Consider the following 12911-nt stretch of genomic DNA (forward strand, 5'->3'; position numbering starts at 1 on the left):
TTTAAACTAATTATTTAAACCATGAAATTTAGAGATACAAAAAATGCCTTTCTGTTCATTTTCATGACAGTTGGGCATTTTCTTTTTGCCCAAATTGATCAAGATGCAACAAAAGAAACCAAAGTTTTATATCAAAATCTAAAATTAATTTCTAAAAAACATATTCTTTTTGGACATCAACATGCAACTGAATACGGGCATGGCTGGAAAGATGAACCGAATAAGTCAGATGTAAAATCGGTTGCAGGTTCGCATCCTGCGGTTGTTGGAGTTGATTTTAGTGATTTCTCTGGACGTTCAAAGGAGGTAATTGAGAGCGCGAAAGAGAAACTCAGAAAAAATGTTATTGCTACGTATGAACGCGGCGGAGTTACAACTGTTTCATGGCATTTTAATAATCCTGTTTCAGGAAATGGATTTTATTGGAAAGATTCTATTTCTTCGCCTGCAATGAAATTGATTAAACCTGGTGGTTCACATCACGAACAATACAAAGAAATTCTAAAAACAATTGCTGATTTTGCGCATTCGGTTAAAGCCAAAGATGGAACTTTGACACCAATGATTTTTAGACCTTTTCATGAATTTGATGGAGATTGGTTTTGGTGGGGGAAAAAATATACTTCTCGTGAAGATTTTGTTTCAGTTTGGCAATTTACGGTTTCGTATTTGAGAGATACTTTAGATGTCCATAATTTTCTTTATGCATTTTCTCCAGATGTAAAATTTAATTCTGAAGAAGAATATTTGGAACGTTATCCTGGAGATAATTTTGTGGATCTATTTGGAATGGATGATTACGCCGATTTTGGGCGAGATGGAAAATATAATCTTGAAGCAGGAGTAAAGAGGCTTAAGATAATTTCAGATTTGGCGATCAAAAAAGAAAGATTGGCCGCTTTTACAGAAACAGGTCTAGAATCTATTCCAAATGAAAAATGGTGGACAGAAATTTTGCTAAAAACATTGAAATCTCAAAATTTAGAATTGGCTTATGTTTTAGTTTGGAGAAACGACAGTACAAGTCCAACGCATTATTATGCGCCATTTCCCGGACAGCTTAGTACGCCAGATTTTATCAAATTTTATGACGATCCTTTTACTTTGTTTGAGAAAGATTTGAAAAATATTTATAAAAAGAAATTCAATTAAAGTTTAGAAGCCACAGATTTATAGATTTGAAAAGATTTTTAGAATCTCTTTATTTCATAAATCTGTGACTATTTAATTTTACTTTTCCATTTTTGCTTTCAAGTTTTCCAACCCTTTTTGCAAATCATTGCCAATCATTTCATCCATTTTCATAAATGGAAGCATGACATTCCAAGGATAAGGCATAACACCATTGATTCCCCATTTTACTTTTGTTTTATTTCCTGGAGCGGTTTCCGTCGACATAAAACCTTCTGCGGTGTCATTCATTGGTTCTTTGAAACGTAACGCAAAGTCAATTCGTTCTCCTTCTGTTATTTTGGTGATTTCCTGTTCACCGGCACCAACTTCTTTCACTTTACTTTCCCATGCCGATATTGATCCTACTTGGCCATCAGTACCAGAAAAAGTAGATTTCATTTTAGGATCCATATTTGCCCATACGCTAAATTCATTTTGATTTTTTAAAGATCGAACATAATTAAAGACAGAATCAACTGGTTTATTTATAGTTATCTCTCTTTCTACAGCGTAATTTTTAGGCATAAAAAAAGCAGCTATAAACACAATAGCGACAATTATAACAATAACAAGTAAAATTTTTTTGATGATTTTCATAATTTTTTTGGTTTTAAGGTTAGAGATGCTTTTTGTTTTCTAAATATACATAAAATCCAGCAATTTAAAGTGTTATGTGTTGATTTTGAGAGGTATAAAATTCACTTTGCTTGATCTTAAAGTATAGTAATTAAAAATATTTATAAGATTTTTTATATTTTTTTTAATTTGAACTGTAACATATTGACTTTTTATGCGTCTATTAAGAAAGCAAATTAGTAACGTTCAGTTTGATTTTAAGCGCTTATATTAATTGAATGTTAAGAATTAGTTAAAACAAGGTACTTTGTTATACATAATACATAAAAATGAATTACCTTTACATCGAAATTAAAAATCATCAATAATCAATCAATTTAACAATCAATCAACATGAAAAAGTCAGTAATTATTTTAGGAGTAGCTTTAGTAGCTTTTGCAAATGTTTCAATGGCAGCAAACCACGTATCATTAGTTGGAAATCCAAAAATCGCAGTTTCTAGAAACTTTTCAGCGCCATTGCATGTAGCTGTAAGTAAAGGAGATTTGGAAGTAGTGAAAAAATTTATCGCTTATGGAGCCAATGTAAATGAGCAATCAGAGGATATGACGCCTTTGATGATCGCAGCGAGATACAATAAAGTTGAGATTATCAAAGTTTTATTAGAAAATGGTGCTCGTCCTGAGGACAAAAATGAGCAAGGTTTTACAGCATTAAAATATGCGCAATTATCAAATGCAACTGAAGCAATTGCAATTTTAAAAGATTTAAAATAATACAGTTTAAATCTAGTTTGAGAGTTAGTATAATGAACGGCCTTCCTTGAGCAGAGGGCCGTTTTTTATTTTTACAATGTCCCGAATTTCAAAAATTGATTTTCTGAATTTTCTTATCCTGAATTCGGGAAAATACAATCAAAGCTGAAATTGCACCGATAGTTGCAAAGAGCATGTCCGATTGTGTATCCCAAACATAACCCTGAGTCCCTAAAAAAGCATCTCCGCCATCGCCAGTTGCCAGGGAAACAAACCATTCAATAAATTCATAAGTGGCACTAATTGCCAGACAGATACTTACGATAATAAAGTTGAAAAAGCTTTGATTACTGATAACTTCTTTTCGGATAAAAAGTTCTCTAATAATCATGGCAGGAACAAAACCTTGCGCAAAATGTCCCACTTTATCATAATTATTTCGGCTTTGATGAAAAACTTCTCTTATATAATCAAATAACGGAACTTCGGCATAAGTATAATGTCCGCCGACAAACAAAATAATGCAATGTATTAGAATTAATGTATAAGTGAAATTGGTAAATCTAAATTTTTTGAAAGTAAATGCTAAAATTAAAAAGCCAATTATTGCTGGAATAATTTCAAGAAAACAGGTAAAAGCTTCTTTTGGATTTATAACTGAAGCCAATAAGGAAATCGAAAAAATTGAAATCAAAAAATAGATATATTTCATAATTTATTTTATAAGATGTCATGCAAGATATTAAACTAAAACGGAATGAAAACAAAAAAAGCACCATTAAAAATTAATGATGCTTTTCCGCTGAATTAAGTTGTTTTAAGTTTTATTCAATTGGAACATTTTTCTTGCGGTTGAAAACCCAGAAAATAATTGGGAAAACCAATAATGTTAAAATTGTTGCTGTAACCAAACCACCTATAATTACAATAGCTAACGGTTTTTGTGACTCAGAACCAATTCCTGTTGAAATTGCTGCCGGCATTAAACCTATAGAAGCCATCAATGCTGTCATTACTACCGCTCTTGTTCTTGCTTTTACGCCCATAAAAATGGATTCTTCGAGTGTGAATTTTGCCTTTAGATTATGATGAAATTCTGAAATTAGGATTACCCCATTTTGGATACAAATTCCTAACAAGGCTATAAAACCTACACCAGCAGAGATTCCGAAATTCATTCCCGTAATATGCAATGCAATAATTCCTCCAATAACCGCAAACGGAACATTGGCTAAAACAAGCAGTGAATCTTTGATATTTCCAAATAAAATAAATAACAAGACAAATATTCCAATTAAACTGATTGGCACAACTTGAGCCAAACGAGCGCTGGCGCGAACCTGATTTTCAAATTCTCCTGTCCAGCCAGTTGTATAACCTGTCGGCAATTTTAATTCATTTACTTTTGATTGAGCCTCAGCAATCGTGCTTCCTAAATCTCGATCACGAACAGAGAATTTTACTCCAATAAAACGTTTTGTATTATCTCTGTAAATAAATGCAGGTCCGGTTATTGTTTTAAGATCGCAGATTTCTTTCAACGGAATTTTAACGCCACTAATGGTTGGAACTTTCAATTCGGCTAAATCGACTTCATCTTTACGATATTCTTTTAGAAAACGAACTCTTACGTCAAATTTTTTCTCGTCTTCATATTTTTCTGTTGCAGTTTTTCCTCCAAAAGCCAATTCTAAAACGGCCTGCGCATCGCTTAAAGTGACGCCATAAGCAGCCATTTTTTCTCGATCTAAAATTACACTTATTTCCGGCTGTCCAACATTTCGAAGAATTCCGACATCTTTAATACCAGGAATATTTTTGATTTTGTCTAAAACTTCGTTTGACAATTCGTCTAATTTGTCAAGATCATCACCATAAATTTTTACAGCATTTGAAGCTTTGAAACCCGCAACAGATTCGGCTACGTTGTCAATAACAGGTTGCGAATAATTATAGGTAATTCCTTGGTGTACTTTTAGCTTTTGATCCATTTCATTGATCAAATCATCCATTGAAATTTTTCGCGTCCATTCAGATTTTGGTTTCAAATCAACTTGCAGCTGAATAAATCCAAATCCGTTTGGATCTGTTCCGTCATTGCTTCGCCCCGTTTGCGAAAGCACTTTTTTAACTTCCGGAAAACTTTCCAAATCTTTTCTAATCACCGCCGCAGTCTGCACACTTTCAGGAAGAGAGGTGCTCATAGGCAATTCGGCAGTAACCCATAGCGCGCCTTCATTTAATTGTGGAAGAAATTCTGTTCCTAAAAAAGTTGCCGAAAAGAATACAGATGCAAGAATCGCTATGGAAGCAACCAATGTTTTTGATTTATGCTTGAATGTCCACGCAAATCCTTTCCCTACAATTCTGTCCCAGAAATTCACAAATGGGTTGTGTTTTTCTTTTACATTTTTATTTAATAAAATATGAGATAAAACAGGTACTAGTGTCAATGTGAAAAGCAATGCTCCCATCAAGGCAAATCCTAAAGTATAGGCGAGAGGAGAGAACATTTTTCCTTCAACTTTCTGGAATGAAAATATGGGTAATAAAGCAGTGATGATGATTAATTTAGAAAAGAAAATGGCTTTTCCCATTTCAGTTCCAGTTTTCTTGATCAAGCTTCCTTTGGCAATTTTATTGTATTTTTCCATTCCTAATTGATGCGCGCGATGATCGAGTACGACAAATAATCCTTCAACCATAACAACGGCGCCATCAATAATAATCCCAAAATCGACCGCACCTAAACTCAATAAGTTGGCACTCATCCCCATCATTTTTAGGCATAAGAATGCAAACAATAGCGAAAGCGGAATAACGATGGAAACGGTAAAGGTAGTTCGCCAATCGGCCATGAATAAAAACACGACGCATGTAACCAGAATAATTCCTTCAAATAAATTATGCATTACGGTTTCAGTCGTGAAATTCATTAAATTATCACGATCATAAAAGGTTTCGATTTTAATATCCTTTGGAAGAATATTTTCATTCAAGTCTTTTATTTTGTCTTTTATTAATGCCAGCGTTTCTTGTGCATTTTCACCTTTTCGCATTACAATGATTCCTTCGACAGCATCATCATTTTTGCCAATTCCGGTTTGACCAACTCTCGGCATTGCGCTTTCATAAACTGATGCGACATTTTTTACTAAAATCGGATTTCCTCCAGCATCGTCAACAATAATATTTTCAATATCAGGAATTGATTTTAAAAGCCCGACGCCTCGTACAACAAATGCTTGTCCATTTTTTTCAATAATATCACCACCAACATTTAAATTTCCGCCATTTACAGCATTGTAAACTTGTAAAGGTGTAATGTTGTATTTAGCAAGTTTTATTGGATCAACACCAACTTCGTAAGTTTTAGTTTGACCTCCAAAAACGTTTAAATCTGCTACACCAGGAACGGCACGCAATTGTTTGTCGATAACCCAATTTTGATACGTCAATAATTCTCGGCTATCACGGCTGTCGCTTTTTACAATATATCTGAAAATTTCTCCCGTAGGTCCATAAGGAGGTTGAACATCTGGCTCGACATCATCAGGAAGCGAAACGTTTTTTAATAAATTGTTTACTTGTAAACGCGCAAAAGTATCATCGACACCGTCATCAAAAATGATTTTGATTACTGACAGTCCAAACATGGTAATACTGCGTACGCTTGTCTTTTTTTGAACTGAGTTCATAGAAATCTCGATAGGAGAAGTTACGAAACGCTCTACTTCTTCAGCACTTTTCCCATTCCATTGTGTAATGATGATAATTTGAGTATTGGTCACATCAGGGAAGGCGTCAATTGGCATATTTTTGAACGAAATAAATCCAGCAACGGCCAATAATCCCACCCAAAAAAAGGTGAATGCTTTATTCTTAAGTGAAAAAGCAATTATATTTCTAATGAATTTGTTCATTTTTTTATTCGTTTAAGGCGCGGTAAATAAATAACTGATTGTTGGTAATGACTTTTTCGTTTTCTTTTAAGCCACTTGATATGTAGGTCGTTTTTCCAACAACTCGATAAACATCAACTTGTCTGGTTTCAATATTGTTGCGATCTTTAAAAATCATTACAAAGTTTTTGCTTTTGTCAAATACGATTGCTTCGCTTGGAATGGCAATCATTGATTTGTCTTCTTTGAATGTTAATTTGATGTTTGCATTCATATCTGGCTTTAACAAGTAATCAGAATTCTGCAATTTGATTCTGGCCTGCATTGCTTTGGTTTCTGGATCGATAACATTGAAAATTTTGTCTACTTTTCCTCTGAAAACTTTGTCAGGGTAACTTAAAGTAGTGACATCGGCATCAATTCCAAGCTTTACTTTATTAATATCCATTTCGTTGATGTTTGCCATTGCCCAAACTTCACTTATTTCAGCAATATCAAAGATATTTTCAGAACGGTCATTTCTTAAAAGCATATCTTGATTAATACTTTTTTGAATAATAAAACCACTTATTGGCGCGGTAACTTCATAAATAGAACCTGCTTTAATGTTGTAGATTTTGTAAGTTTCCTGAATTTTACTCAATTGTGTCTGAGCTTTATTTACTTCAGATTTTGCTTGAAGAACATCACTTTCAGAATTTAATTTTCCATCAAATAATTCCTGTGCGACCTTCAAATTATTTTTGGCTACCAATAAATCACTTTTTGCATCTAGTGATTGTTTTTCAAAATCAGCAATATCTGTACTTCTGATAGTAGCTAGAACTTGTCCTTTTTTGACATAATCTCCAAGCTCGACATTTACTTTGATTACGTTTCCTCCAACCAAAGGATAAACGTCTATCATTTTATTATTATCGGCTGTAATTTTTCCGTAAAAATTTAATTCATTTTTTACTGGTTGTGTTTGTGCTACAGCTGTCGAAGTTGTTTTTAGCATTGCATCACTTAATGCAAAAGAAGAGTTTGTTTGCGGGTTTTCTACCTCTTTTTTGCAGCTTGCCAGTGACAGACTTACAATTGCAATTCCTATGATTAGTTTATATTTCATCTTTGTATATTTTTAGAATAAGTCTTTGTTGATTGTACTATTTAATTCTTCGCCTGAAATTGCGAGCTTTTTCTTCAATTCATTAACTAGAATTGTTGCTTGATTATAACTTTCCATAAAATCTGTAAATTCTAATAAGCTTACGTTTCGTTTTTGAAAATTGGTCAGCATTCCGTTGTAAACTGCTTCAAAATCGGCATTTACAGTTGGTTTAATAACCGAATAATTTTTACGAGATTCATCCCATTTATTCCAAGCCGATGTGATTTCGTTTTGCAACTGCAAATCAAAATTTTGCTTTTCAATTTTAGATTGTTCTAAGATAGTTTGAGCATATTTGATGTTCCCTTTATTTTTGTTCCAAAGTGGCAACGGAATTCCAAGGGATACATTTGCTTCTTTATTGAATGCACCGCCACGTTGATCATAATTTGCGCCTAATGTAAGATCAGGAATTGAAAGTGATTTTTGCCATTTCACGTTTAGAGCATTGGCATCAATTTCTTTTTGTTTAGCCAAGTAATCTGGTCTGTTTGCAATTGCTTGATCTTGCAATGATTTTAAGTCAAAATCGATAGTTTTCAAATATTTGCTGAATTCTTCTTTAGAAACGTCTGGAACTACATTTTCAGTAGAATTAAGTAGTAATCTTAAATTGCTTTGTTCTTCGATATTGTCGTTTACGACTTCCATTCTTTCGTTCTTAAAATTGAGATACAGCGATTGCAAGCGAACAACATCTTTTAAAGGAATATTTCCTTTTTGAGCTTGAACAGAGTAGGAGTTGATCAAATTCTCAATATGAGCAAGTTGTTGATCTGTTGTTTCGAGACTTTTTGTATTGTAATAAACAGTATAGAAGCTTTTTCGAAGCTGAAGTTTTAGCGTCCTTAAAAGATCATTAAACTGTAATTCTGCCAATTGTTCGTTAGTTTGAGCTAATTTGACTTCGTTGCGCTTTTTTCCGCCTAAATAAATTAATTGCTCAATACCAAATGATTTTTGGCCTTCTTTTCCAATGTCAAAATATTTGTTGGCGTCCGGATTATAAGCATTTAATTCTGCCGATATAGTCGGATTATCCCAAATTTTTGCCTGAATGGTCAATGCTTTTGAAGCATCAATATTGTATTGTGATGCCAGCAGAAAAAGATTGTTTTTAAGAAATTGGCTTTCACAGTCTTGAAGGGTGACTGTTTTTTGAGCCATTACTGCCTGATTGAATAATGCAAGCAGGAATAGTGCATACAGTTTTTTCATTGTATCAATTTTAAGTTGTACAAATATGCTATCGGCAGACTTTAAGAGACCTTAAATTCTACCTTAAAAATACCTTAAAAAAGAATATTAATGAAAGAAAAGTTGAAATAAATTTGTGTTTTCTTCTGGTACACTGTAAGTTATGGTTGAGTTGTGTAGTGTTAGAATGCGCTGTACGATGCGTAGCCCTAGTCCGAAACCTGAAGTTCCTTTGGCATTTTTTCCTCGCATAAAAGGTTGAAAAAGATTTTGCTGTTCTTTTTCAGTGAGTGTATTTCCTGTGTTAGAAATTGAAAGAACAAGATGGTCGTTTTGGGTTCCAATTACAACTTTGGCTTGTTTATTATCTGAATAAACACACGCATTTTTTAAAACATTGCTCACAGCAATTTCTAAAAGATTTTTATTTCCTTTGACTTCTAATGCAAAATCTAGATTGTCGCTTTCCTCCATTTCAAAAAGAATGACGAAATCAGGAAAACTTTTATTTAAATTTTCAATAGCCGAAAATAAAATCTCGTCCATTCGATGAACTTCTTTATTTTCATGATTGTTCGAATCAATTTTGGAAAGAATTAATAAGGAGTTGATTAATTCGGTTAATTGATTGACATCTGATAAAATTACTTTTAAGAAAGATTTTCCTTTCTCTGATGTTGCTGGATCTGCAGCAACATTTTCAATTTGTGATGTAATTCGGGACAAAGGCGTTCTTAACTCGTGAGACGCATTTGCGGTAAACTCTTTTTGTTTTTGATAGGAAATCTCAATTCGATCCATCATAAAATTGAATTCATTTGCAATCAAATCAATTTCATTTGTATTGCTTTTGGATTCGACACGCGTATCAAGATTATTTTCATTTATATTTTTTATTTTTTGATGAAATATATTCAAAGGATTCATTGCTTTTTTGACCATAAACGAAGTCAAAACCCAACAAATACATGTAAAAAAGATATACGATACGATTAAAGTATAACGAAGAAAAAGAAGTTTTCGATTTCCATAATCGTCTTTCGCTGAAATTAGGGCATAAAAATCCCGGTCTTTTGTATCGTAAAAAACACCATATACTTCATAATTGCCTTGTTGCTTGAAAAAGGTTTTGTGTTTTTTAAGGTATTTTAAATCTTCAACAGACCAATTTATTTTTGCATCATCAATACTGCTATAAATCAGTTTAAAATGAGAATCAAAAACCAAAGTCTTTTCGTCATATAATTTATTGATAGAATTTTGGTCGATAATTTTCAAAAGCTGTTCGTCAACTTCCTTTACATTTACCAAAAGCTTGATGTTTGAAAGCGCTTTTATTTGTAAACGATCGCGAAATTCTTCTTTCCTGAAATTAGAATACAAAACAAATATCACGGTAGAAGCCAATCCAAAAAGAATTGTAAAAAGTAAACTTACTAAAAGTGATATTCTGTTTTTTAATGTCATTCTTGGTTGCTTAAATAATATCCGTATCCAACTTTTGTTCTGATTAGTTTTATTTCGTGATCTTTATCTATTTTCTTCCGAAGAAAGTTTATATAGACCTCAATTGTATTTTGGTTGGTTTCGATATGATAATCCCAGAGTTTTTCTGCAATAAATTGTTTAGACAAGACTTTTCCTTTGGCATGAGCCAAAATCAGAATCAATTTAAATTCTTTTGGGGTTAGTTTGATTTCTTCGCCAGATCGAAAAACTTTCATTTCTTCTTCAAAGATTTCTAAATCCTCAATTAAAATCTTTTCTTCAGTTTGTTGCGGAATCTCTTTTCGCCTTAAAAGAGATAAAATACGCGCATATAATTCCTCAAAGTGAAAAGGCTTTACAAGGTAATCATCAGCACCATTTTCAAAAGCAGTCAATTTATCATCAATTTCGCTAAAGGCGGTAAGCATAATAATTGGCGTTTTTTTATCGGTTTCTCGAATGGTTTTGCAAACATCAAAACCATTTTTGCCAGGAACATTAATATCAAGTATAATTAAATCATATTCGCTTGGAATATATTTTTTCAATAATAATCCTCCATCATAATAGGGAATGCACTCGAAGTTCTTCGAAGTAAAGAATGTGGATATTTCTTTAGATAAAGTAAAATCGTCCTCGAGCAGTAAAATTTTCATATATAGTTTGTTTGTAAATTAGGCTGTTCGAAGAAACAGCCTAATTTATCAGATATATTATTTAAAATAAGAGAAAGTTTCGTTGTTTTCAATTTTCAACAATGATTCATAAATAAGCTGAATCACATTTTCAACATCTTCTTTCTGAACCATTTCTACAGTTGTGTGCATATATCGTAAAGGTAACGAAATCAGCGCCGAAGCCACGCCACCGTTGCTGTATGCAAAAGCATCAGTGTCTGTTCCTGTTGCATTTGATGTTGCGTTTCGCTGAAAAGGAATTTTCTTTTCTTCAGCAGTATCAACAATCAAATCGCGTAATTTATTTTGAACAGCTGGTGCATAAGCAATTACAGGACCTTTTCCCATTTTTAGATCGCCTTCAACCTTTTTGTCGATCATTGGCGTATTGGTATCATGGCAGACATCTGTTATAATGGCAACATTTGGCTTAATAGTTTGTGCAATCATCTCGGCACCGCGTAAACCAATTTCTTCTTGAACTGAATTTACGATGTATAATCCAAACGGAAGCTTTTTTTTGTTTTCGTGTAAAAGTCTCGCAACTTCAGCAATCATAAAACCACCCATTCTGTTGTCAATTGCACGGCAAACAAATTTATTCTCATTCAGAATCATGAATTCATCCGGATAAGTAATAACACAGCCAACATGGACTCCTTTTTCTTCAACTTGCTCTTTTGTTTCACATCCTAAATCAATAAAGATATTGCTCAGTTTTGGCGCCTCTTCTTTATCACGTAAACGTGTATGTATAGCAGGCCAGCCAAAAACACCTTTTACAATTCCTTTTTTGGTATGTATGTTGACTCTTTTTGAAGGAGCAATTTGGTGATCAGAGCCACCATTTCTTATTACATATATAAGTCCATCATCTGTAATATAATTTACAAACCACGAAATTTCATCAGCGTGGCCTTCAATCACCACTTTAAAAGGCGCATCAGGATTAATGACTCCAACTGCAGTCCCATAAGTGTCGGTGATAAAGGTATCAACATAAGGTTTTAAATATTGCATCCAAAGTTTTTGCCCTTCGCTTTCATATCCAGTAGGTGAGGCGTTATTTAGGTAGCTTTCCAAGAAAGCAATTGAAGTATCTTTTAAGATAGAATTTGAACTCATAAAAATATTTTTTTGCTAATTTATAAATTTGGTATTAGAGTTGTATATAAATATATAATTTTACATTTAAATTAAGACTCAATGAGATTTACCAGTATTCTTTTATTCTTTCTATTGTTTTCATTTTCAAGTTATGCTCAGGTTACCCCAAAAGAAAACCAGCAAATGGGTTATGTGCTGACAGAAAAAGATTCTATTTTAGGCGATACAATTGAATTGCCTGAAATCATCATTACAAAAGAAAAACTCGATCCCGAAGCACAAAAACAATTTTTGATTCTTCAAAACAGAGTTTATAAAGTATATCCTTATGCAAAATTAGCGGCTGATAGATTGACAGCATTAAATAAAGGTATGGCGCGTTTGAATTCAAATCGTGAGAAAAAGAAATATTTTAAAATCGTAGAAGATTATCTCAATAATGAATTTGAAGACAGACTTAAGAAGCTTTCCCGAAAACAAGGACAGATTCTTGTGAAGCTTGTGCATCGTCAAACAGGAATTACTACTTATGATTTAATAAAGACCTTAAAAAGTGGTTTCAAAGCGTTTGTTTCTAATACTACTGCCAATTTATTTGATATTAGTTTAAAGAAAGAATACAATCCCTATGAAGTCAATGAAGACTATTTAATAGAAACCATTCTTCAAAGAGCCTTCGAGTCCGGCCGATTAGTCAATCAAAAAGCGGCGAATCCTATTGATTACGATGATCTAATGAAAAAATGGGAGGAAAAAGCGAAAGCTCCAGCTAATCAATAGTAGAAAACAGTTATTTATAATATAAATTTAATAATTCAACCCGACAGGTTTTCAAAACTTGTCGGGTTTGCTTTTGAGGATATGACTATTATACAAGTAGAG

11 protein-coding genes are annotated in these 12911 nt (G+C 33.0%); 3 read left to right on the forward strand and 8 right to left on the reverse strand.

The features are described from left to right. Positions 1 to 21: 21 nt before the first annotated feature. Complete coding sequence (locus tag EYY60_RS02970) at positions 22 to 1152, forward strand: glycoside hydrolase family 26 protein (RefSeq protein WP_132987910.1); 1131 nt, start codon at positions 22 to 24, stop codon at positions 1150 to 1152. 78 nt (positions 1153 to 1230) lie between these two features. Here EYY60_RS02970 and EYY60_RS02975 read toward each other — a convergent pair whose 3' ends face one another. Next, the gene (locus tag EYY60_RS02975; RefSeq protein WP_132987911.1) at positions 1231 to 1770 is read right to left on the reverse strand and encodes an SRPBCC family protein; all 540 of its coding nucleotides are present in this window, start codon (positions 1768 to 1770) and stop codon (positions 1231 to 1233) included. Positions 1771 to 2142: 372 nt separating this feature from the next. On the opposite strand from EYY60_RS02975, the gene EYY60_RS02980 reads away from it, so the two are divergent. Beyond that, positions 2143 to 2526 (forward strand): ankyrin repeat domain-containing protein, encoded by a 384-nt coding sequence (locus tag EYY60_RS02980; protein ID WP_132987912.1) that lies wholly within the window; start codon positions 2143 to 2145, stop codon positions 2524 to 2526. An 88-nt stretch (positions 2527 to 2614) separates the two neighbouring features. On the opposite strand, the gene EYY60_RS02985 is transcribed toward EYY60_RS02980, so the two are convergent. The 7 genes from EYY60_RS02985 to EYY60_RS03015 all read right to left on the reverse strand — a co-directional run bounded on the left by EYY60_RS02985 (position 2615) and on the right by EYY60_RS03015 (position 12047). Next, complete coding sequence (locus EYY60_RS02985) at positions 2615 to 3217, reverse strand: DUF2238 domain-containing protein (RefSeq protein WP_132987913.1); 603 nt, start codon at positions 3215 to 3217, stop codon at positions 2615 to 2617. Positions 3218 to 3329: 112 nt separating this feature from the next. Then, positions 3330 to 6428: an efflux RND transporter permease subunit gene (locus EYY60_RS02990; RefSeq protein ID WP_132987914.1), complete on the reverse strand. Its 3099-nt coding sequence runs from the start codon at positions 6426 to 6428 to the stop codon at positions 3330 to 3332. 4 nt (positions 6429 to 6432) lie between these two features. Next, positions 6433 to 7518, reverse strand: a complete 1086-nt coding sequence (locus EYY60_RS02995) for an efflux RND transporter periplasmic adaptor subunit (protein WP_132987915.1) — start codon at positions 7516 to 7518, stop codon at positions 6433 to 6435. Between the two features lie 12 nt (positions 7519 to 7530). Further along, a complete protein-coding gene (locus tag EYY60_RS03000) occupies positions 7531 to 8778 on the reverse strand; it encodes a TolC family protein (RefSeq protein ID WP_132987916.1) in 1248 nt (415 codons plus the stop codon). Positions 8779 to 8865: 87 nt separating this feature from the next. After that, complete coding sequence (locus tag EYY60_RS03005) at positions 8866 to 10224, reverse strand: sensor histidine kinase (protein WP_132987917.1); 1359 nt, start codon at positions 10222 to 10224, stop codon at positions 8866 to 8868. Beyond that, positions 10221 to 10901: a response regulator transcription factor gene (locus EYY60_RS03010; RefSeq protein WP_132987918.1), complete on the reverse strand. Its 681-nt coding sequence runs from the start codon at positions 10899 to 10901 to the stop codon at positions 10221 to 10223. The genes EYY60_RS03005 and EYY60_RS03010 overlap by 4 nt, the downstream gene beginning before the upstream one ends. A 57-nt stretch (positions 10902 to 10958) precedes the next feature. Next, a complete protein-coding gene (locus EYY60_RS03015) occupies positions 10959 to 12047 on the reverse strand; it encodes a M42 family metallopeptidase (protein WP_132987919.1) in 1089 nt (362 codons plus the stop codon). Positions 12048 to 12128: 81 nt separating this feature from the next. Between EYY60_RS03015 and EYY60_RS03020 the strand changes: the two genes are divergently transcribed. Beyond that, complete coding sequence (locus EYY60_RS03020) at positions 12129 to 12809, forward strand: DUF4294 domain-containing protein (protein ID WP_132987920.1); 681 nt, start codon at positions 12129 to 12131, stop codon at positions 12807 to 12809. Positions 12810 to 12911 lie beyond the last annotated feature (102 nt).

Origin of the sequence: Flavobacterium zhairuonense (genome assembly GCF_004352915.1) — a bacterium.
Taxonomy (GTDB): domain Bacteria; phylum Bacteroidota; class Bacteroidia; order Flavobacteriales; family Flavobacteriaceae; genus Flavobacterium; species Flavobacterium zhairuonense.

What these genes read in the sequence shown, in the direction of transcription:
- EYY60_RS02975 (WP_132987911.1), bottom strand. Translation starts at nt 1,770, where the DNA reads ATGAAAATCATCAAAAAAATTTTACTTGTTATTGTTATAATTGTCGCT.
- EYY60_RS03020 (WP_132987920.1), top strand. Translation starts at nt 12,129, where the DNA reads ATGAGATTTACCAGTATTCTTTTATTCTTTCTATTGTTTTCATTTTCA.
- EYY60_RS02995 (WP_132987915.1), bottom strand. Translation starts at nt 7,518, where the DNA reads ATGAAATATAAACTAATCATAGGAATTGCAATTGTAAGTCTGTCACTG.
- EYY60_RS02990 (WP_132987914.1), bottom strand. Translation starts at nt 6,428, where the DNA reads ATGAACAAATTCATTAGAAATATAATTGCTTTTTCACTTAAGAATAAA.
- EYY60_RS02980 (WP_132987912.1), top strand. Translation starts at nt 2,143, where the DNA reads ATGAAAAAGTCAGTAATTATTTTAGGAGTAGCTTTAGTAGCTTTTGCA.
- EYY60_RS03005 (WP_132987917.1), bottom strand. Translation starts at nt 10,224, where the DNA reads ATGACATTAAAAAACAGAATATCACTTTTAGTAAGTTTACTTTTTACA.
- EYY60_RS02970 (WP_132987910.1), top strand. Translation starts at nt 22, where the DNA reads ATGAAATTTAGAGATACAAAAAATGCCTTTCTGTTCATTTTCATGACA.
- EYY60_RS03015 (WP_132987919.1), bottom strand. Translation starts at nt 12,047, where the DNA reads ATGAGTTCAAATTCTATCTTAAAAGATACTTCAATTGCTTTCTTGGAA.
- EYY60_RS03000 (WP_132987916.1), bottom strand. Translation starts at nt 8,778, where the DNA reads ATGAAAAAACTGTATGCACTATTCCTGCTTGCATTATTCAATCAGGCA.
- EYY60_RS02985 (WP_132987913.1), bottom strand. Translation starts at nt 3,217, where the DNA reads ATGAAATATATCTATTTTTTGATTTCAATTTTTTCGATTTCCTTATTG.
- EYY60_RS03010 (WP_132987918.1), bottom strand. Translation starts at nt 10,901, where the DNA reads ATGAAAATTTTACTGCTCGAGGACGATTTTACTTTATCTAAAGAAATA.